Raw genomic sequence first — 21,055 nt, 5'->3', positions numbered from 1 at the left:
GGAATTACAAAATGCGAGGAATTATTTTAGCAGGTGGTTCAGGTACACGACTTTGGCCTATCACCAAAGGTATCAGCAAGCAATTAATGCCTATTTATGACAAACCGATGGTATATTATCCACTCACCACGCTCATGTCTGCCGGTATTCGCGACATTTTGATCATCACGACGCCCGAAGACCAAGCATCGTTTCAAAACCTGCTCGGCGACGGTTCACAGTGGGGCATCAACCTCCAGTACGCAATCCAACCCTCGCCGGACGGCCTTGCCCAAGCGTTTATCATCGGCGAAGAATTCATTGGTACCGACAAAGTTGCCATGGTACTCGGCGACAATATATTCCATGGTCATCGACTAAGTGAGTCTCTAAAAAAGTGCACCGATCCTGACGGCGGTGTTGTGTTTGCCTACCAAGTCTCCGACCCTGAACGCTATGGCGTGGTCGAATTCGACGAAGACAACAAGGCTATTTCAATCGAGGAAAAACCAACTCAGCCGAAGTCTGACTACGCCGTTGTGGGCCTCTATTTCTACGACAACGACGTCATAGAAATCGCCAAAAACATCCAACCAAGCGAGCGTGGCGAACTAGAAATCACCAGTATCAATGACGAATACCTGAAGCGTGGCAAGCTCCAAGTCACCACACTAAACGACGGTGACGTCTGGCTAGACACGGGTACCATCGACAGCATGACCGACGCGACCGACTACGTGAAGGTGCTTCAAAAACGCACCGGTCAAATCATCGGCAGTCCCGAAGAAACTGCCTATCATGAAAATTACATTGCCAAAGAGCAACTTGTCGGACTTTCTGAGCCTCTAAAAAAATCTGGCTACGGTAATTACCTGATGTCTCTTTAAATTGATCATGGAAAAACAAGATGAAATAACCATTCTAGGAGCAGGTTACGTCGGCTTAACCTCCGCAGTCCTATTTGCGCACGCCGGCTACAAAGTACACCTCATAGAACCAAACCCAAAACGACTCGAGGTCATAAAATCTGGCCGTTCGTTCTTTTTTGAGCAAGGAATCGACAAATTAATCAAACTAGCCATCGACAACGGTTCACTACTACCTACAGACAACTACGCCGAATGCGTACCCACAAGTGATATCGTGTTTTCTTGCGTCGGCACACCAGACAACCCCGACGGTAGCTCAAACCTTACGTATGTATTTGCAGCGGCAGAAGAAACCGCCAAGCATGCCAAACTAGGTACTGTCTACGTGCAAAAAAGTACCGTTCCCGTAGGTACTGGCCAACGAGTCATAGAGCAATTCGCCAAGGCCGGTGCCGACATAGCGTACGTGTCAAATCCTGAATTCCTACGCGAAGGTACGGCCGTAGAAGACACCCTCTATTTTGACAGAGTGGTCGTAGGCGGAGACAATTCCGAAGCTACCGAAAAAGTACTCGACATCTACCACGCGCTTGAATCACATCGCGACAACATTGCCACTGTAGCTGGTGTTACCGCAAACAGTCAGCAAGGTGCTTATATCACTACGACTCTCAGCAGCGCCGAGTTAATCAAAGTTACAGCAAATGCCTTTCTAGCACTCAAGATTTCATTCGCAAATTCCATAGCCAAACTCGCAGACGCAGCCGATGCCGACATCAACGAAGTTATGGACGCCGTCGGTGCCGACAAGCGCATTGGCCGAGCCTTTCTAAACGCTGGTCGCGGTTACGGAGGAGGCTGCTTCCCCAAAGATGTCAGTGGCTTAATTTCTAGTGGTCTTTCACACGGTATCGACCTCGACATCATGAGCGCCGTCCAGTCAACAAACGCTTCCATGCCCGGCTATATCGTCGAAAAGCTCAAAGACGTTCTTGGTGGCAGCTTAGCTGGCAAAAAAGTAACCGTGCTCGGACTCGCGTTTAAATCCGGTACGAGCGATGTGCGCAAATCACCTGGCGTCGCCCTAGCAAACACCCTCGCCGCTCAGCAAGCTATCGTAACTGCATACGATCCCGAGGCAAACGAAGAGGCCGAAGAAGAACTCGTACGCTCAATTTCACTCGTCGACTCAGCCGAAAATGCTGTCGCAAACGTAGACGCCGTCATCGTGGCTACCGATTGGCCACAGTTCGTCAATACGCCCGTAGCAGAGTTCGTCAATGGCGCCACCGTGTTCGTCGATGCCATGAATCGCTTTTCGTCTGCAGATGTCAAAGCTGCCGGTCTTACTTATATCGGCGTCGGCCGATCGTAAATCTGTTAGAATGGTAACATGAAAGTATTCGTACAAATCCCTTGCCTCAACGAAGAGGCCACCCTTCCGCTAGTTCTCAAAGACATCCCAACCAAAATCGACAATGTTGATTCTATTGAAATTCTGATCGTAGACGACGGCTCAAGCGACAAAACCGTCGATGTTGCAAAAGCACACGGCGTCAAACACTTCGTACACCATACGCGCAACATGGGTTTGGCTCGTAGCTTCCGCGACGGTATAGACTACGCACTCAAGCACGGCGCCGACATCGTAGTAAACACCGATGGCGACAACCAATATCCACAAACTCGTATAGCCGACCTGGTGCAGCCGATTATTGCTGGCGAGGCAGACATCGTTATAGGTGATCGCCAAACGGCCAAGATTGCTCATTTTTCGCCTTTCAAAAAGCTGATGCAACGCGTGGGTAGTGAGGTCGTCAACTACGCAGCAGGTACCAACCTACCCGACGCCGCCAGTGGCTTCCGCGCTTACTCCCGTAACTCTTTGATCAAGCTCAACATCGTCACGAAATTCAGCTACTGTATGGAAACAATCATCCAGGCCGGCAACAAACGACTCAAGATCGCCAGTGTCAAAATCGAAACCAACGAAAAAACCCGTGAATCGCGCCTGTTTAAAAACATCTGGCACCACATGGCTCAGTCTGGCAAAGCAATCATCCGTAGCTACATCATGTACCGACCTCATGTAGTGTTTATGACACTTGGTATTGTACTGCTTGTTTTAGGAGCTGTTCCGTTTGTACGTTTTATCATTTTCGCCCTCCAGGGTGACGGCGATGGCCACCTCCAGTCACTCATTTTTGGTAGCGCTACACTTGTCGGCTCATTGCTATCGTTCGCACTTGTAGTTATCGCTGACTTACTGCGCATTAATCGAACCTTGCTCGAAGACCAACTAGAGCGCATGAAAGAAACACAGTACAGAAAATAGTAATTCGGGAACTGATATTTTATATATACTCTAGTTAAAAATTTCTTCGATTTCGTCTGGTTTCTTCGGCAGTAGGCCAAACTTGCTGCGATGCCACAGTTCTTCATGAAAATAGTACAGTGTCATTTTGGTGACGATTTCTGTACCGCCAACCTTAAGCCCCACAAGCGGATCGCCCGATATAATCCACGCCAATATCATCGTATCTATAGTACCGACAACGCGCCACGTCACCGTCTTTGCCAAATGGCGTCGTCGACTTGAACGTAGACGCAACCAGTGCAGTCGATCTCGGTTAAACTTAAACCAAGCTCGTTCATGCAGGTAATACAGGCCAATTTTTGTGACTGTTTCCGTCAGACCGATCTTTAGACCAATGAGCGGATTTCCCGAAAATACCCAACCCAAAATCATCGTGTCGATTGAACCAATAACCCTCCACGACACTGCTTTCGCAAGGTGGCGCTTTTTTGAATGCATCACTACAAGCAAACCTTCCAGTCAATTCTATTATCCGCAGACTCAACCACAAAATACGGATTCAATATGTCTTCTCGCGGATCGTAGCGTAGCATTTCACCCGCAAGATCTTTTACCGCTCCACCTGCAGCCACAACTACAGCATCAGCTGCAGCAGTATCCCACAAACTCGTTGGACCAAGGCGAGGATATAGCGAAGCAGCTCCCTCGGCAACCAAACAAAGCTTGAGCGAAGACCCCATAGCCACTTCGTTACATTCGCCAATTGAATCAAGCAACTTTTGTGTTTGCTCATCTTTGTGTGAACGACTCACGACAATAGTCGGCAAACCTGCGGCAGGGGTCGCATGGATCTCTTTTTGTTCGCCTTTTTCGATTTTGATCGCTCGATTTGCCAGCACGTCTCCACAATAATAAACATCGAGCACAGGTGCATACACCACACCGAGCACCGGCCTTTTGTCTTTTATCAAGGCTATATTTACCGTAAACTCACCGTTGCGCTTCACAAACTCTTTGGTGCCGTCGAGCGGGTCAACTAGCCAGTATGCCTCTGTTGCAGGATTACGGCCCTCGCCCTCCTCCGAAACAATATCGTAGTCGCTAATTTTCGCTAGGCCTTTTACTATGACATCGTGCGCGGCTTTGTCGGCGCGTGTCAGGGGCGAGCTGTCGTCTTTGATCTCAACATCAAAATCATCCGACTCATATACTTCCATGATTGCATCGCCAGCAACCTTAGCCAAATCAATAACCTCGTCCAACAAATCAGCCATGTTTATTGCAACAAGCCTTCTTTTTCCAGGTGTAGCAAAATCTGATTTGCCAGCTCTTCTGGTGTATTTTCGGTTGTATGTAGTGTCACGTCCGCATCTGCCGGCTCTTCATATGGGTCAGATATACCAGTAAATTCCTTGATTTTACCCGCACGAGCCGCAGCATATAGCCCCTTGCGATCACGATCTTCACACACTTCGAGTGGCGTAGCTACATGCACTAGCACAAACATGCCGCCATTGTCTTTTACTATACCGCGCACCTTTTTGCGCACATCGTCATACGGTGCAATCGGCGCACATATTGCTACGCCACCATGTTTGGATATCTCCGATGCCACATAGCCGATACGCGTTACGTTCAAATCACGGTGCTCTTTGCTAAAGCCTAGTTCGCTAGAAAGATTTTTGCGCACCACGTCACCGTCAAGCAGCGTCACGGTTCGCCCACCTTGCTCCATCATCTTAACCATCAGCGCGTTTGCAATTGTCGACTTGCCCGATCCCGACAAGCCAGTGAAAAACACTGTAAATCCTTGTTGGTGTCGTGGCTTGTATGTACGGCGCAGCTCTGTCGCCACTTCTGGGTATGTAAACCATTCGGGTAGTTCACGACCCTCTGCTAGTCGTGCGCGTAGTTCGGTACCAGATATATTCAGTACTTCCATACCCTCTGGCACTTCCTTTGACTCCATGTATTTGTCGAGTTCCTTTACGTAAGATAGGAAACCAGCCTCCATGATTTCAATTCCAATCTCTGAGGCGTACTTACGAGCCAGCGCCATGGCATCTAATGGGTCATAAAAATCGTTACCGTCAGAATCTTTGCCCGGACCAGCATGGTCGCGACCCACAATGAAATGCGTCACGCCATAGTTTTTACGAATAATCGCATGCCACACGGCCTCGCGTGGGCCGCCCATACGCATAGCCAGCGGGAGTAGCGAAATCATAGCTGTCGACGCAGGAAAACGATTAATCACTGACTTATACACTCGTACACGCGTATAGTGGTCTACGTCGCCCGGCTTCGTCATGCCCACAACCGGGTGTATCAGCACCGCAGCCTCAGACTGCTTAGCGGCACGCAACACAGCTTCAGCGTGGTTACGATGCATAGGGTTGCGCGTTTGAAACGCCACAATCTTCGTCCAACCCATCTTTTTAAAATGATTACGTAGCTCCTGTGGTGTATAGCGCAGCTCGTTGAAATCATAATAGCTTGGCAATTCCAAGCCTTCGAGTGTGCCGCCCACATAGTAATCACCCGCAGTATCGTGCAAATAAGCGACAGCAGGGTGAGCTTTGTCGTCCTTGCCATATACTTGCTCGGCTTCTTTGGATTTATTCGGCTTCCACACATCACCAACGGTCAGTATGGCTAGTATCACGCCTTCTTGGTCGCGAAGTGCAATCTTCTTGCCCTTTTTCAGACTGTTTGCAAACATCTCGTCTACGTCGAGCGTGATTGGCATTGGCCAGAGCGTACCATCAGCAAGCCGCATGTTTTTGCAAACATTTTCGTAATCTGCTTTATTCATGAAGCCTTTAAGCGGCGAAAAGCCGCCGTTTATCAACAATTCTGTATCGCAAATCTGCCTAGGTGTCAGGTTCCAACTTTTGTATTGTGCGCTTTGCTTTTTTACGTCTGCAGCTCGTTTGCTACCAACCAACAAATCAACTAGTTTCCCTCCACGCGGTACGTCAGTCTCTCGCATATTTCCCCATTTCCTCGCAATTTTACTTACCCCATAATACCATGCTTATCGGGGTGCTTCCGTGGTAAAATAGTAAACAGCTCTATGAAAAAAGAACTCTTTAAATCCCTTGTCAGTACGACTGTTGTCTTGCTCTTCGTCTGTATAGCTATTTGGTATGTCGTTGCAAATCATGACGACTTCGCAAAAATCGCCATCACAGACCCACTTTATCTTGTCCCAGCATTACTATTCTTGACAATCAACATATATGGCGCAGGTGTCGTCATTGATCTCGCCACCGAGCCACACGGTATAAAACTCAAGCGACAAGAAGCTTTTGGACTTGCAGCAATCACACGATTTACTAACCAATTGTCTCCCAGTTACATAAGTGCCACCGTCAGGGCAACCTACCTAAAGAAAACCTATGGTGTCTCATACACAAAGTTTTCCTCCAGTTTTATCATCAGTAATTTACTGCAATTTATGATATCTGGGGTCTTTGCCATCGTGACATTCTTTGCGCTCGAGAAGCTGTCTACCTATAATGATAGTGCCCTTATAACCGTTGGTGTCGTCGTGATTTTCTTTTTGTCACTCCTCAATTTGCCCGTATCTCGCCTGAGGCATCTCATAGAAAAAGAGGGTGCAAAGAATAATCGCTTACTTGAAAGGCTTCGTGAATTACTTGACGGTTATGAAACCGTTCGAAGTCACCCTAAGCTCCTCCCTCGTACCGTATTATGGATGCTTGTTAACATCACAGCGCTTGGGGCTACGTACTTCTTCCTGTACGCATCCTTGGGATCTCATTTGAATGTTGTCAATGTATTTTTCATATCATCACTCACTACCTGGTCGGTCCTTTTCGCTATAACTCCTGGTAGTCTTGGCGTGCGAGAGGGCCTTATGGTTCTAGCGGCACAAATCGCTGGCGTGCCCATAGCCCCTACACTCGTCGTTGCGATACTACTGCGACTATTAACATTCATCCTAGCCGGAGTATTGTCTTCATACTATACACCCAAGCTATTACACACATCTATTTTTAAACTAAGTAGCAAATCATAGCGTACAACGACTGCTTAAATAAATTTTAGGGGCTTAATTAACCCTCCGTAGTGATGAACAATCCTGATTTAATAAAACTTCAAGTTGGTCGATTTGCTTTCTATATACCTTTATTAGTGTGGTTTCGGCGCGTTTATCAATTTCTGGCTTTTTCCCGCTCATCAATAATTTCGTGCGGATCTTTTTCAACGCAGGTCGAGGTACTATTCTTAAGCCAATATTCGTCAATATTCTATTAGACAATAGTGCGTTCGACAGTTTGTTGCGTGGTTGCGCATAAGCGTTGCTTGCTGTCTTGATATTAAGACTGTCTACCACCCTCGTATCGGCACCCAAAAAATCAAGCACTCGCTTTATAACGACACGCGGTTCTTTTTTCAAATCATCAAACAGCACGACTAGTATCTGGTCATTGTCAAAATATTTGCCGTAATTCTTCAGATGCTTATAATACCTACCTAGCTCTACTAGGTCATACGCGGGGTTGGTTTTACCTTTCAGATTTTCACTCACAACGTCTGTAAACGATTGCTGCTGAGTACCTCGTCGATTATAAAGTAGATAGTGCGAAAACGCGCGATCAACAGGTTCGCGCAACACTGCAATCAGCTTTACGTCAGGTATGGCTTTCTTTATTTTTCTTGGTGCTTCAGGGTCAGACAAATAATAGGTGCTCGACTCACCCCGAAAAGGCTTATTTGCGCCATCTTTGAAATAACTCAAATATTTTCTTTTGCTGCGAGTTGTATGCAATATTTGCTTTTCTATTTTCGGAAAGTTTATCGACGAAAAGTAGTGCGGCTCTTTTACGGATGACATGTATAAATCTGGGTGCATGCTAAGCCAGTCGTGCAAAGACGTAGTACCGCTTCGTGGCTCACCAATTATCAAAAAATTTGGCCACACTTCATCGCTGTGCTCACTCTTACCCTTATTCATACAAACTAGAGACTATTATATGTCTTTTGTGTCCGTATTGCCACTGCGTCCCAAGACAGCTCATTAGCAAGTCTACGCGCGTCAGACTCTAGGGTGCTTTTGAGCTTTTCGTCAGCAAGCACCAACACTATCTTCGTCGCAAGGTCTTGCACATCGTCCACCCTCGCAATGACGCTCTTATTCACCACCAATTCCGGCAATCCACCCGTATTTGTGACTATCATCGCTTTGCCAAACGGAAGTGCTAGCGTACCCGCGCCACTCTGTGCATCGAAATGCTTATATGGCAAAACCACGAGGTCTGCTGCTCGAAAATACTTCTCAATATCGCCCTCAGGTATAAACTCCAAATTTAGTTGAACTGATTTATTTAGGTCGTGATAGTTGATTATTTCTTCGTATTTTTCCCAACCCTCCCACGGCTTTCCAGCTATTATCAAGTGTGCCTTTGGTTCCTTTTTTATGATTTCAGACATGGCTTTTATCAATATATCTAGACCCTTATATTCACGAATTATCCCAAAGAACAATATGACTTTTTTGTCTTGTGGCACATTAAGCTGTTTACGCGCTTCAGACTTGGTTATATTTTTTATATCAGCATCAGGCATTAATATTCCGTGTGGTACCACGTCAACTATATTTACAGGCTTATGGTACGTATCGCAAAAATCCTTTTTTCCATCGTCCGTATGCACGATAAAGCGGTCACCTAGCGCTACAATCATCTTATTAGCTAAAGTTTTAATCAAGCCACCTTCATGCGGCTTTACGTTGTGCACCGTAACAACGATTTTCTTTCTTCGTATATATTTAGCTATTAGTATGATTGTCACGTATACAGGCGCGAGCACATAAGTCCACCACTGCACATGCAATATGTCGCCACGAACTGTAAATCCTGCATAAATCCAACCGATTGGATTATACCAATTTAAAAAATTCCGTATTTTGATATTTTTTGTGTCCTTTGCCAGTCGCATACTAGGATCTTTCGTGCCGCCTGGATACAGTATGTCTGGATATATATTTTTAAACGCTAATACATCCACATGCAAATTATCAACTCCGTCCAACCCGTCTAATAATGCCGACATGTACTTGCTTATTCCTTTGTGCGGCGGCAAGCTACCCAGTAGAGTTATATTCATCATAATTTCACGATCCAATTACTAGTGGGTGAAGAATCTTTTTTGCCGTGTCATTTACATCTCTCACCGTAGAGTTATCCCAATACCACGTATCTTGACTTAAAAGTATATGAGTCGTCAGCCCACCCCCTTGAGTCATAAGCATGAAGAACACAGCAACCACCAATAGTTTATATTCCGGCTTTACCTTCCTCAACACGAAAGCACACGCCATCATGCACATGACGATAACTATCGGAACGACACTGAGGAAATACCTTGGCTGTATAGAAAAAGGGTAGAGCAGTTTTTGATACAAAAGATAATTTTGCAAAAATTCCGCCAACGTCAGCGACGCTGTAATGGTTACAAGAAAATACCAGCCTTCGTCTTTGTGTAGAGACCTCCATGAATAAAGTAGTATAGCAAAGCCTACAAAACTAGCTATATAAATCAACTTATATATAGACTTTATTGGCTGTGCTACCACGGTTCCGCCATCACTTGGGCGCGCCCCAGTCGTTACCGACCAGTTGATCATATGACTTACCCAGTACTGTATATATTGATCGGCGTTCATTGCCGTCTGCTTTAGCTCATTCCTTATGGCAAGCGCCTGTTCTTTACGTTGCACGAGTCCACTGCTTTCACATCTTTTCTCACTCATCAATCTTGAGCACTCTGGGTTTACAGCGTGATAAACAGCAAGATTATATAAGTATATCGACGAAAACCACCCAACAATGATTATAGTAAGTGAGACTAAGACATATATACTTTTCTTTGATTTTTTCTTTAGTGATTTTATAAATTCAACAAAGAAAGCTTTAGAATGCTTCTTATACATAAATACAGCTATAAACAGTACGCTTGCGGCAAATATCGGCAAAAAGGTGAACTTTACAAGCGACGCTATACATCCAATTATTATCAACCTCAGGTAATCGGTCGCGTCTACTTTCTTTTTCTTTAGTAGATCAATACCCATGATGAAATAGAGAGCAGTAAGTGGCAAGAGCATATTGTCATAGCTTATGGTCGCAGCGACAAATGGGGTAATTGGAATGAGAACATATATCAAAAGAGTAATATTTATATATATCTGTCTGATTTTCATCTTCCTAAACAGCACACTAAGCAAGAAAACTCCCGTCGCTGCCATAGCAATGTCTATAATGCGTAGCGAAATAACCCGTACTACCAAATCGTTCGTAAAAACAGAAATTAAGCGATACGGAAAACTCATCGCGTAATGAAACAATGTAGCCCAGCCGTGGCTTAGGCTACCGTATTTATCGTAATAAGTTGCCTGGTCTGTAATATACGGTGAGATCTGATGGCTATATAACTTTATAGCGTCTACATGAAACGCTTCATCGTACAGCATTGAAAAACGAAAACTAAGAGCTATCCAAAGTGCTTGAATCACAAACAAAGCAAGGACAGCAAACATAAAGTATCGACTGTTTAATTTCGCCATAACGTAACTATATGATTTCAATAAAAATAAACGCATAATTGTTAAGCCTATTGTAGCACCAATTCCCTTTGTAGAATTTACTTACGATTCGCCAGCCGACGCAAAGCTTCATAGGTCTTCTCTTGATTGTTAAGTACGCGAACTTGCATGTCTGCCACAAGTCCAAGCGCCCAAAAGAATACTCCCAGTGTCACAAGGTAAAGCCCTGCAAAACCAACTGATTTATATGGTGAAAGTTGTTGTGCGCGTAGCCAATACACACCAAGAAAAACGAGACATATCACGCCAAGAACAAACGGCACCGTGCCAATAAGTAAAAAGAATCGTAGCGGAGCAAAATCACGAAATGCTCGCAATATATTCAGCAAGCTAATGGCCATATATTTAGGTATGCTCGTTACAACGCGCGACTTACGATCCTTAAAATATTTAACCTTCACCGGCATAGACCTTATACGCATACGTCGGGCGGCTAGTAACTGAAATGACTCTTGCGTATATGTGTGTGTGCCGTTGATATTGAGTGCATACAGCGCTTTTTGATCGTAGGCACGAAAACCACAAGTTACGTCTCTAAATTTTTCTTCGCTTAGCTTGCCCACCACCCAGGCACCAACCTTGTTGCCGTGGTATTTCACAAATGGCATATTCTTGGGTTTGATTCGCTTCCCTGTCTTTGGGTCAGTAAACCTGTCTGCCGCCACAAAGTCCGCTTCATCCGCTATAATCGGCGCCAACATCATGGGTATATCCTCGGGTGCGAACTGTAGGTCGCCGTCGATGTTTACCATAGCATCAAAACCTTGCTCCAGCACAATACTGACCGCTTCACGGAAACGAAAAGCCAGCCCCTTGGAATGACTATCTCCGTACACCTTAGCGCCAGCCTTTTTTGCTAGCTTCGCCGTATCATCGGTACTACCGTCATTAATGACGATAACTTCAATCAACTTTACGCCCTTGATCTTTTTGGGTATACGCTTAATAAGCTCTTGAATTGTTTTTGCTTCATTCTTGCAAATCGACACGATAGCAAGTTTCATATACACTTTCCTTTCCCGACAGTCGAAAACTCTGTATAATGGTGACAATATCTTTTGCTTACAGGATTTTCCCTAGTATAGCAAGTAACGTCAGGGAGTACCAATGTCATCGGTCAAATCAATTGCTGTCATCGGCTTGGGCTACGTCGGGTTGCCACTTACCCTACTCGCCGCCAACAAAGGTTTTCGTACGTACGGCATCGAAATTGATGCGCGTAAACTATCGTCTCTCAAGGATGGTAAATCCTATGTAGATGATATTTCCGACTCCGATATTACGGACTCGAAAGTTGATTTTACTGATAACATTGCCGCAGTTTCCAAGGTCGACGCCGTTATCATCTGCGTCCCCACACCAGTTGATGAAAACCGACAGCCCGATCTAGGAATAGTCAAAAGTGCCGTATCGTCAATCGCCCCACATCTCAAAAAAGGTACGCTTGTCGTCGTTGAGTCCACCATCAACCCCGGCGTCTGCGACGAGATCGTCGTACCTTTACTCGAAGAAAAATCTGGCAAAAAAGTTGGCACCGACATTTACCTTGCTCACTGCCCCGAACGCATCAACCCCGGCGACAAGACATGGAGCGTACGCAATATCAACCGAGTCGTAGGAGCCAACAGTAAAGTTGAGCTCGAAAAAGCAGTTGAATTATATAGTGGCCTTATTGACGCTGAAATCAAACCCATGGGTAGCCTCAAAGAAGCTGAAGCTGTCAAAATCGTCGAGAACTCATTTCGTGATATCAATATCGCTTTCGTCAACGAGCTTGCCATGTCGTTTCACAAACTTGGCATCAACCTCGAAAACGTCATTGATGGTGCGGCCACTAAACCATTCGCCTTTATGGCGCACCGCCCCGGCTGTGGTGTTGGTGGTCACTGCATACCAGTTGACCCATACTACCTGATTGAATATGCACATACGCACGGTTTTGATCATAGCTTCCTACGATTAGCACGCAATATAAATGAGTCAATGCCCCAGTTTACAGTAGATTTACTTACAGAATCTCTCGACCGCCTCGAACTTCCGGTTAAAGGCACCAAAGTTGCACTACTTGGCCTATCATACAAATCCAACGTTGGTGACAGCCGCGAAAGCCCTGCAAAGGTAATCCGCGCCTTACTTGAAGACGCAGGCGTTAAATTATCCGTCTACGATCCATATATCGACGATTCAACAGCCAAAACCCTCTCATCTGCCCTAAAGGGCGCTAAGGCTATCGTCATCGCAACGGGTCACGACGAGTTCAAGGCTATTAGTGTTAACAAGCTAAAGGCCGCTGGCGTACAAGCAGTCATCGACGGCCGCAATATCTTCCGCTCGCACATTAGCGAGTTTGTAAAATACAACATTATCTACGAAGGTGTTGGTGTCTCATCAACAGACAGCCGCCCACTGGAACAACAATTATCGTCAACTGATGCGATTAAGGTAAACAACTCAAATGACTTACGACCTACTACTGGGGCTAAGGAGAACATATAACTCTATGTCACATTCAACAACCTTTTTTAAAGCACCCCGATATCTTTTCCGTAAACACAATATTCTGAATTTAATTAGTAACAGAACCGACATCAAGACATTTCTCGACGTCGGTTGCGGTGCTGGTGAGTTAGCGTGTACGTTGGCTGAAATGGGGAAAAAGGGTGTCGCTGTTGACTTTTCCGAAAGTGCTATCGCAATAGCTACTTCAATGAGAAAATCCCGCAGTATTAAGCAATCAGATTTGACGTTCAAACTAGGTGGTCTTGAAAATGTTGCCGGTAAAAAATTTGACCTTGTTACCTGTTTCGAAGTACTGGAACACGTCAAAAACGACAAGAAGCTCCTTCATGAAATCGTTAAACAGAGCAAGAAATATGTTCTTATTTCAGTACCAGCAAAGCAGCGCCTTTTCGATGCCTCCGATGAAGCTGTCGGTCACTTTCGACGTTATGAAAAGGAAGAACTTTTAAAAATGCTGGATGGCGCCAACCTAGGTGTTATTACATTTATCAACTACGGGTACCCTTTTACTAATGCCGTTCGTATTAGCCGAAAATCCGCATTCATCATAAAGCTCATACGCAACAAAAAAACATCTATGAAGAACCGGTCAAAAGATAGTGGCATTAACCCCATCAAGCTACCCACAGCCCTGACTAAGCTAGATATCGAGAGGGTAATCATTCCTTTTTATCACATGAGTCGCCCATTCAATAGGTTCGACTTGTCTGAGGGTTATCTTGTCCTGTGCGAGAAGCGACCCTAAAGATCTTTGCTTGCTATTTTATTATTACTCTTACCGAAAATAAGCCACGCGACTGCAAGTACAAAGAACTGTGTTGCCCTGTCAACGAGTGCAATTGATAGTATCTGCCCAGTCGTAAAACCCAGAACACTAGATGAGGCGATGTAAACCGCCTCTTTAACACCGAGATTTGCCGGGGTAATATTTATAAACGTCGTCAAAGATCCAAGCGCGCTAAACAAAAATAGTGCTGGAACTGTAAAACTAAATTGAAGAGCAATCATAATGAGTGCAAGACTTATAGTACTAACCGAGGTATTAATTACGATAAGTACTAGTAGTTTTACGACAAGGGATCGGTCTGATGTTATCTTTATCCAGCCATTTGATATCCTACCGGCAATAACTATTATTTTTTGCATAATACTATTGTTTGTCTTGATTGTCTTTATGGTATTTTGTTTTCGTATAAATAGCAGTGGTGTGGACAACAAAAAAAGCAGCGTAAAAACAAGCCATAAGGTTGCTTTTGCTACAGATTCCTCACGGCCAACTCCTCCACCCAATAAAGCTAACGCTACGATACCCATCAAAGAAACAATTATAAAAACCATGACGTAATTTCCCGATAAAATAGTTACGTAGTCGCTGTATGGTAGTTTGTGTTTTTTCTTTAGGTATACCGCCCTAAACCCTAGTCCGCTTCCTGCTGGTGCGAAGAAGTTGCCAACAGCCGCTATTAGAGATACGAATATGCTCTCTCTTGTAGAAATATCACGGTCAAATGACTTGAGTACAATTTTTGTAAAGATACCGTTTGATACGATTCCCAAAATTGAGCATATTGATATAAATAACAAGTAGATCGGATTTACATGAAGGACGGGTTCAAAACTTTTTGCATTCAAGACAAAATACAATATAAACACCGCAACGATAAATACGGAAAAAATCAGTTTCACATTTTGCACGATTTTCACTGAATCCTATTATAGTTGTTTTTGGGTTATATTTGTCAGTTATTCTATATAATATATATAGATCAAATGACAAAAAGAGAGTTAAGTCTATCCATCATACTTCCGTTATTCAACGCATCCGAAGATATCGATGCGCTGTTCACATGCCTGTCGCGACAGGTTTCTATTGATAAAGCTTCTATGGAGATTATTATTGTCAATGACGGGTCAACAGACACAACAATGCAAGTGGTCGAGAATAGTCGAAACCTCCTGAGTGGCTTCTTTAAGATTAATATCGTTGAGCATAGTAGCAATATTGGTCTTGCAAAAACACGTCTCGACGGAGCAAAGTCAGCAAAAGGAAAATACTTAACATTTATAGATAAGAAGTGTCGGCCAGATAATGATTATTTGATAAGCTTCATTAATAAGAATAGAAATATTGTCATTGGAAATCCGTATATAAATAAATCTCGAAGCCTATGGGCAAGAGTATTGACACTTATACGCAAGAGAATATACTACCCTTATTTCAACCACCCTTTTGATGACATCATCCTCGACCATGCAGCATATAAAAAATTCAAAAATAAGGGTGGTGGCGGTAGTATGTATGTTTTAAGAACCTACTATTTAAGGGTTGCGAAAAATATGCCCACAGGAAAACATGTTAATGACGACTCACTATTTATAGAGCAATTGTCAAAAATTGAGCCGATTTTAAAAACTTCATCAGCAAAAATAGAGTATCTCAATAGATCAGGATTTACTGAAAATATCATACATCTTTACGGTAGAGGTCCGAAGTTCGTAGATTTCTATGCAAAGCCGGGTCGACGCTTCTTTATACCAATAGTTGTACTCATTGTCTTTATGGTTATAAACATAGCGTTTTTATTTCTATTACCGAAGATTGTATTGTATGAGTTACTCATATTTATTGTCTTGGTTGCATGTGTATCGCTCTACTTGTCGGAAAATTATCTAGACTTCCTCGTATCTGTCATACTACTACCCATCGCACTAGTCGCATTCTCATGTGGCACTCTTAAGGGTCTCTTATTGAAGGCTTTTCGCCTTTACTAGTCGAGTGAGTCTAGAATTAGTTGTAGTCGTTTTGCGTTAGCCTTGTCCGAGTAGCACTCGTTATATATATTCCGACCATTTTTGCCAATATCATAAAGACTTTCTCTATTATCGAACGCCCATTTAATCGTTGCCCGCAAACTGGAACTACTTGTCTGCTTAGCAATGAGTATATTGTGTCTATTCTCAAATATACCACTCTCTTTTGTCTCACCAACCACAGCCGCCTTACCCATGGCAAGAAACTGATAAGTTTTTCCCGTAATGACAAATTGTGATTGTACTGTACCGCCGAACGGTCCCGCTAAACATAAGTCTGCATCATTTATAACATCTGGTAGCTTATGGTAGTTGACCCATTTTTTATACGTGATGTGCGCACCTTTCGAATTAGCGACTAGAATGTCATCGCGTAGTTTTTTCGATCCACCGATAATGAGAAATTCTATATCCTTGTTTTTACCTAGTTTTACCGCTGATTCAATTACATATTCAACTCCGTGGAGCGGTAACATACTACCGTAATAGAGCACCTGAAACTTCCGCCTATGTCTTGATTCTTTCAAAGGCTTAAACACATCTTCATCTGTACCAACCGGAAGCACTGCATATTTACTAACGGGAATGTGCATTATTTTTGCCGAGTAAGCCGCATGCGACTTTGTGTCGGAAAGGATTTTTGCTGTCCTCATAAGTAAAAACTTGTAGAGACTCTTTAGTATTTTCACCACCAAACTATCTTGATCCGCTTTTTTATGTTCGTACACAGCCCACTCAACGGGATTGATAAACTCATCATAGATAACTTTTTTTCCAACGCCAATAAGCAAAACAAAGGGTAGTATTTCATATCCCCGAAAACTGATTAAATAAATGTCTGGGTTGGTCGTCAGTCTAGTCCTAATGAGTTTTGCTATGACTTCAAAATACCTCAATATCCCCCTGTGTGTATTTTTTACTATTACAAGTTCGATGTCGCTGTCGATGGCGAGTGTTGAAAGCGCTTTTTGAAATGCTTTGCCGCGTACGTATTCCGTATCCCAGTAGCAAAGAGTAAGGCATACTTTTTTTCTCGTCACTTATGCGCCTTTCACGAGTGGATTAAGTATTTTTTTAGCCCCGTGGTTTAGTTTGTGTACTATCTCACTATTCCAATACCATGAATCCTTGCTTAAAAGAATATCCGTCGTTACTCCGCCGCCCTGGGTCAAAAGAGCAAAAAATATCGCGACAAATAGCAGCTTATATACTGGCTTCACTTTTCTAATTATTAAGCCACCAGCGGCCACTGACATAATAATAGCAATAGGTACAATAGTTAATAAATACCTCGGTTGTATAGCGTATGGCTCTCGTAGGTCTAAATAAACATGGTAGTTTTGTATAAAAACCGTAATAGTCAATGATACCATTATCATCACAAGGAAATACCAACTGATGTTTTTGTCGAGACTTCTCCATGCATATAAGAGTAAGCTAATTCCAAGAACACCGGCAATGAAAATAGTACTATACATGGCCGGAATTGGCTTCGCGACAACAACACCCTTGTCGGTCGTGTGTGCGCCCGTCATAGCAGACCAGTTAACCATCTGCATAGTCCACAGTGAGATATAGTCTGCGGTTGTAATCTCGGAACGTGTGCCTTTTGTTTCTCGCGTAATCTCATCACGTACACCTAGGTAGTTCTTACTACATCGTACCTTGCCAATAACCTGATTGCATCCAGGCTGAAGGGTCTTGTATGCAACAAAATTATAGAAATAAACCGAAGAAAATAAGCCAATAATAATTATTGTCAGAGATGCAATTATATACATCTGTTTTTTTGAGTTTTTCTTGAATGATTCAATGACTTTCGAAATAAATTTTTTACGATTTTTTCTGTACAAATAAACCCCGAGAAATACGACACTAGCTGCAAACACTGGCAAAAAGGTAGACTTCACTAGAGATGTTACACAACCAAGTAAAAAGAGCTGTAGGTAGTCGTTGGTTCTTATATTTTTACTTTGAAGTATATCTACGCACCATATTAGGTAAAGCGCAGTTAATGGAAAAAGTAGATTATCATAATTCGTTGTTGCTGCAACAAAAGTTGTAATTGGAATTAGTGTAAAGATCAGAAGCGATATATTGGTATAGATCGCCTTCACCCTAAGCCTACTAAATAGCTTAGCGTAGAGATAAACACCGGTTGCCGCCATTATAATATTAATAACTCTCATCGCGATGACATGCACCGCTAAGTTACTTGTGAATAGTGATATGAAACGATACGGAAAACTAAGTAGATAATGAAACAGAGTTGCTCCACCGTGACCAAATGCACCGTACACATCGTATGAACTTGGTTGACTCATAATTAATGGGGATAACTGCTTACTAAAAAGGTCAATCCCATATATATGGTAGGCTTCGTCGTAGAGCATTGGGAAACGATAGCTGAGAGCAATCCAAAGTGCTTGTATTACAAACAATGCGATAACAAAAATCAAGAAGCCGCGACTACTAAGCTTCTTAACGATAAGATTCTGGATATATTCCCAATTCCAATGCATGATTATTGCATTTATTATAACACCCTTGCGGGTCTTTTCTCGCTACGCTGTCGGGCCAACTGGTATCGTATTTAGGACGTTACCCGATACGATTAATAGGTTTGAGGAGCCCCCGCCAAGAGTCGTATATCGAGCCATAGAACCCACTGTATGTTTTTCTCCAGAATCAACATAGTAAATTGTTTTTGAACCACTAGACTTGATAAATGAATACGTCGACAAAGCGTTTGGCGCAATCGACAGGTTCGTACAGCCAAGACTATCCCAAGTACTTCCCGCTGATTGTGAGTATCCGTACATCGTTTCCGCCGTGGAATCAACTTCGTAGAGCTTGCCATTGTTCGCAAGATATTTTTTGCCTCCGCAAGAAACAAGGTTGTTAATAACACCGCTGTCGTTAGTATATGAACTTAGGTCATTTACCGAAACCGTCCTTACCCCAGAAAGACCAAGGTCACTACTGACCGCAAATGATCCTAGTGCGATTTTGTGAAGCACTCCATCTACTACATACACTGAAGCACTATTACTAGACTTGATAAGGCTACCAGGAGCATATATATTTGACCCGCTCTGAATTGTGTTCATTGTCGTGCCAGACACCGTAGAGAGTTTTGTTGACTTGTCAGAATGTAATTTAATGAAATCACCCCAACTGGAAATTGAGTACTTCTTAACACCGGTTACGTAATAAATTGTCTTGCTAGACCCACCCTTAACAAACTGACTGTTTGTTGGTTGAGAGCTATTTGGAATAGTAGAAATAAAGGCATCGTCAAGGGTTGTATAGGTAGACGACCATTCAGCTGGGTTTGTAAGCTGTGTCTTGCCATTAGCATCCAGGATATACTTATTGCTACTACTGTCTTGTATAAACCCACTAACTGTACCGTTGTCAGTTTCTATACTTATACTCGAATCATTTAGTGGCTGTCGCGGTAGTGTTGAAAAAGCACGGAGGCTCAATATGTCTGATGGTAGATATGTCACCTTCCCGCTTTGATACAGGTAGTTTTTTCCTGTGGTGCGATTAGTCACTACTACGTTGTCTCGAATAACAGGAATGTCGTCCGGCAGTCCAGATATACCACTGTCTAATAACCTATTGTACACTGGTGTAAGTCCGGCAGTAATCGCAGACTGATTATCGAAAACTTCTCTTTTTTTACCTTCTACTATGTAGTAGCTATAGCCTGTTGTCGTCTGGTAAAAGTTTGTCATGTTTGGACCGGTAACAAACTTACTCATCTGGGTTGGTGAGAGTGTGATTTCACTACCACAGGGGGTAGCGTAGTCAGATGCTACCGTACAGTTAGTGAATGGTAGTTTAATACTGGCGTTTACAAAGTAGAGTGTACTTCCACTATCCTCTTTTATGAGTGGAGACGCCGCTGGACCAGTTGTTAAACTATTAATGTAACTGTCGGTCGCATACCATAATGGACCCAATTTACTAAATACATTCAATACAGCCATAGCGTTAACAGGGTACTTGTTGTCGCCAGACACAATATATACCTGTGCACTCGTTGTTGATCGAACTAAGCTTCCTTCGTGTGTAGGCCCAAACCAGTCACTAAAATATAAGTAGAAGTTTCTGTTGCCATACGAGCTACACGAATCCCCATTACTATAACCAGCATTTAGTGCCGCTTGGTTTGGTCGGTATGGAGTGTAGTTATATAGTGCTTGAGTTGCTCTATTCTCAATAAATACAGAGCTACTGCCACATGAAGTATTTGGATTCCATTTAACCGAATTGCTTCCGACCACATAGGGTGTTATCCAGCTAGGATTTGCAATCATAATTTGATGGTACATATTAGCAGCGTTATCTACCTGGTTTGTTAGTCCGTAATACAATGAGTCACATGTACCACTATCAGGACAAGCATAGCCAGTTGCTGTTTTATATTGTGTAGAAAGGGGCCATGTATCCGTGACAAGACCCTGTTCTTTTTGAAGTAACACTATGAGTACTTCAGGATTGATGTTGTATTGGACTGCTGCACTTCTAATAATCTGCGCAGCCGAGTGACCATTATCGATATAATCCCTAAGGCATGGAAATGTTACCTGATTGTAATGATACTTACCCCATTCCCATCGTTGAATACTTCCATTTCCGTTATAGTCCGGCACACCAGCAGCACTAAAACCAGCATCAAGGTTCTGTACACCGTTCGTGTCACAACTAGGCACTTTAGAGCTAAGAAATGCCTGTATCTGATTCGCGTCCATTGTAGAGGTATTGGTAAACGTTGCATCATCAATGATATTACCCGGTATAAAACCAACAACCGTCGACGCTCCCGCAATCTGGAAAGTACTCACAGAAAGAAGACTTACTAAGCCTACTAGGGCCAAGGTTTTGTTTACTAATTTCAATAATAAATGACTCATA

At 43.3% G+C, this 21,055-nt stretch carries 18 protein-coding genes; 7 read left to right on the top strand and 11 right to left on the bottom strand.

The window, feature by feature from the left end; genetic code table 11:
- Positions 1–11 precede the first annotated feature (11 nt).
- The 3 genes from rfbA to H6797_00180 are packed head-to-tail and all read left to right on the top strand — an operon-like array spanning position 12 to position 3,183.
- Positions 12–866: a glucose-1-phosphate thymidylyltransferase RfbA gene (gene rfbA / locus H6797_00190; protein ID USN96610.1), complete on the top strand. Its 855-nt coding sequence runs from the start codon at positions 12–14 to the stop codon at positions 864–866.
- A gap of 7 nt (positions 867–873) precedes the next feature.
- Complete coding sequence (locus H6797_00185; protein USN96609.1) at positions 874–2,223, top strand: UDP-glucose/GDP-mannose dehydrogenase family protein; 1,350 nt, start codon at positions 874–876, stop codon at positions 2,221–2,223.
- Positions 2,224–2,241: 18 nt separating this feature from the next.
- Positions 2,242–3,183 carry a glycosyltransferase family 2 protein gene (locus tag H6797_00180; GenBank protein ID USN96608.1) on the top strand — a complete coding sequence of 314 codons (942 nt, stop codon included), beginning with the start codon at positions 2,242–2,244 and terminating at the stop codon, positions 3,181–3,183.
- Between the two features lie 30 nt (positions 3,184–3,213).
- Here H6797_00180 and H6797_00175 read toward each other — a convergent pair whose 3' ends face one another.
- From H6797_00175 to H6797_00165, 3 genes are read right to left on the bottom strand one after another with little or no spacing between them, the layout of a single operon-like run.
- Positions 3,214–3,663 (bottom strand): DUF2061 domain-containing protein, encoded by a 450-nt coding sequence (locus tag H6797_00175; protein USN97091.1) that lies wholly within the window; start codon positions 3,661–3,663, stop codon positions 3,214–3,216.
- A 2-nt stretch (positions 3,664–3,665) separates the two neighbouring features.
- Positions 3,666–4,439 (bottom strand): 3'(2'),5'-bisphosphate nucleotidase CysQ, encoded by a 774-nt coding sequence (cysQ, locus tag H6797_00170; GenBank protein USN96607.1) that lies wholly within the window; start codon positions 4,437–4,439, stop codon positions 3,666–3,668.
- A 2-nt stretch (positions 4,440–4,441) separates the two neighbouring features.
- On the bottom strand, positions 4,442–6,157 hold the full coding sequence (locus H6797_00165; protein USN96606.1) for a bifunctional sulfate adenylyltransferase/adenylylsulfate kinase: 1,716 nt from the start codon (positions 6,155–6,157) through the stop codon (positions 4,442–4,444).
- Between the two features lie 84 nt (positions 6,158–6,241).
- Between H6797_00165 and H6797_00160 the strand changes: the two genes are divergently transcribed.
- Positions 6,242–7,210 (top strand): flippase-like domain-containing protein, encoded by a 969-nt coding sequence (locus H6797_00160; protein USN96605.1) that lies wholly within the window; start codon positions 6,242–6,244, stop codon positions 7,208–7,210.
- A gap of 33 nt (positions 7,211–7,243) precedes the next feature.
- Here the strand turns inward: H6797_00160 and H6797_00155 are convergent, their stop codons facing one another.
- From H6797_00155 to H6797_00140, 4 genes are all read right to left on the bottom strand, one after another.
- Positions 7,244–8,149, bottom strand: coding sequence for a sulfotransferase domain-containing protein (locus tag H6797_00155; protein USN96604.1), 906 nt, complete (start codon positions 8,147–8,149; stop codon positions 7,244–7,246).
- Positions 8,150–8,154: 5 nt separating this feature from the next.
- Positions 8,155–9,303: a glycosyltransferase gene (locus tag H6797_00150; protein USN96603.1), complete on the bottom strand. Its 1,149-nt coding sequence runs from the start codon at positions 9,301–9,303 to the stop codon at positions 8,155–8,157.
- Between the two features lie 4 nt (positions 9,304–9,307).
- On the bottom strand, positions 9,308–10,759 hold the full coding sequence (locus tag H6797_00145) for a hypothetical protein (protein ID USN96602.1): 1,452 nt from the start codon (positions 10,757–10,759) through the stop codon (positions 9,308–9,310).
- 77 nt (positions 10,760–10,836) lie between these two features.
- On the bottom strand, positions 10,837–11,802 hold the full coding sequence (locus H6797_00140) for a glycosyltransferase family 2 protein (protein USN96601.1): 966 nt from the start codon (positions 11,800–11,802) through the stop codon (positions 10,837–10,839).
- Positions 11,803–11,905: 103 nt separating this feature from the next.
- Here H6797_00140 and H6797_00135 point away from each other — a divergent pair, with 103 nt between their 5' ends.
- Positions 11,906–13,294, top strand: coding sequence for a nucleotide sugar dehydrogenase (locus H6797_00135; protein ID USN96600.1), 1,389 nt, complete (start codon positions 11,906–11,908; stop codon positions 13,292–13,294).
- A 4-nt stretch (positions 13,295–13,298) separates the two neighbouring features.
- The gene (locus H6797_00130; GenBank protein USN96599.1) at positions 13,299–14,063 is read left to right on the top strand and encodes a methyltransferase domain-containing protein; all 765 of its coding nucleotides are present in this window, start codon (positions 13,299–13,301) and stop codon (positions 14,061–14,063) included.
- Here the strand turns inward: H6797_00130 and H6797_00125 are convergent.
- On the bottom strand, positions 14,060–15,022 hold the full coding sequence (locus H6797_00125) for a flippase-like domain-containing protein (protein USN96598.1): 963 nt from the start codon (positions 15,020–15,022) through the stop codon (positions 14,060–14,062). The two genes, H6797_00130 and H6797_00125, sit on opposite strands and share 4 nt — an antisense overlap.
- A gap of 66 nt (positions 15,023–15,088) precedes the next feature.
- Here H6797_00125 and H6797_00120 point away from each other — a divergent pair, with 66 nt between their 5' ends.
- Positions 15,089–16,090, top strand: coding sequence for a glycosyltransferase (locus tag H6797_00120; GenBank protein USN96597.1), 1,002 nt, complete (start codon positions 15,089–15,091; stop codon positions 16,088–16,090).
- Here the strand turns inward: H6797_00120 and H6797_00115 are convergent.
- The 3 genes from H6797_00115 to H6797_00105 are packed head-to-tail and all read right to left on the bottom strand — an operon-like array spanning position 16,087 to position 21,054.
- The gene (locus H6797_00115; protein USN96596.1) at positions 16,087–17,169 is read right to left on the bottom strand and encodes a glycosyltransferase; all 1,083 of its coding nucleotides are present in this window, start codon (positions 17,167–17,169) and stop codon (positions 16,087–16,089) included. The genes H6797_00120 and H6797_00115 overlap by 4 nt on opposite strands.
- Positions 17,170–18,651, bottom strand: a complete 1,482-nt coding sequence (locus H6797_00110) for a DUF2142 domain-containing protein (GenBank protein USN96595.1) — start codon at positions 18,649–18,651, stop codon at positions 17,170–17,172. It abuts the gene before it with no gap.
- A 42-nt stretch (positions 18,652–18,693) separates the two neighbouring features.
- A complete protein-coding gene (locus tag H6797_00105; protein ID USN96594.1) occupies positions 18,694–21,054 on the bottom strand; it encodes a hypothetical protein in 2,361 nt (786 codons plus the stop codon).
- Position 21,055 lies beyond the last annotated feature (1 nt).

Source organism: Candidatus Nomurabacteria bacterium, assembly GCA_023898645.1.
In the GTDB taxonomy this organism is placed as follows: Bacteria; Patescibacteriota; Saccharimonadia; order Saccharimonadales; family Saccharimonadaceae; genus UBA2112.
This window is presented reverse-complemented; position numbering and strand designations above follow the sequence as displayed.

Coding starts and splice junctions, on each gene's coding strand:
- rfbA (USN96610.1), top strand. CDS start 12: ATGCGAGGAATTATTTTAGCAGGTGGTTCAGGTACACGACTTTGGCCT.
- H6797_00185 (USN96609.1), top strand. CDS start 874: ATGGAAAAACAAGATGAAATAACCATTCTAGGAGCAGGTTACGTCGGC.
- H6797_00180 (USN96608.1), top strand. CDS start 2,242: ATGAAAGTATTCGTACAAATCCCTTGCCTCAACGAAGAGGCCACCCTT.
- H6797_00175 (USN97091.1), bottom strand. CDS start 3,663: ATGCATTCAAAAAAGCGCCACCTTGCGAAAGCAGTGTCGTGGAGGGTT.
- cysQ (USN96607.1), bottom strand. CDS start 4,439: ATGGCTGATTTGTTGGACGAGGTTATTGATTTGGCTAAGGTTGCTGGC.
- H6797_00165 (USN96606.1), bottom strand. CDS start 6,157: ATGCGAGAGACTGACGTACCGCGTGGAGGGAAACTAGTTGATTTGTTG.
- H6797_00160 (USN96605.1), top strand. CDS start 6,242: ATGAAAAAAGAACTCTTTAAATCCCTTGTCAGTACGACTGTTGTCTTG.
- H6797_00155 (USN96604.1), bottom strand. CDS start 8,149: ATGAATAAGGGTAAGAGTGAGCACAGCGATGAAGTGTGGCCAAATTTT.
- H6797_00150 (USN96603.1), bottom strand. CDS start 9,303: ATGATGAATATAACTCTACTGGGTAGCTTGCCGCCGCACAAAGGAATA.
- H6797_00145 (USN96602.1), bottom strand. CDS start 10,759: ATGGCGAAATTAAACAGTCGATACTTTATGTTTGCTGTCCTTGCTTTG.
- H6797_00140 (USN96601.1), bottom strand. CDS start 11,802: ATGAAACTTGCTATCGTGTCGATTTGCAAGAATGAAGCAAAAACAATT.
- H6797_00135 (USN96600.1), top strand. CDS start 11,906: ATGTCATCGGTCAAATCAATTGCTGTCATCGGCTTGGGCTACGTCGGG.
- H6797_00130 (USN96599.1), top strand. CDS start 13,299: ATGTCACATTCAACAACCTTTTTTAAAGCACCCCGATATCTTTTCCGT.
- H6797_00120 (USN96597.1), top strand. CDS start 15,089: ATGACAAAAAGAGAGTTAAGTCTATCCATCATACTTCCGTTATTCAAC.
- H6797_00110 (USN96595.1), bottom strand. CDS start 18,651: ATGCATTGGAATTGGGAATATATCCAGAATCTTATCGTTAAGAAGCTT.
- H6797_00105 (USN96594.1), bottom strand. CDS start 21,054: ATGAGTCATTTATTATTGAAATTAGTAAACAAAACCTTGGCCCTAGTA.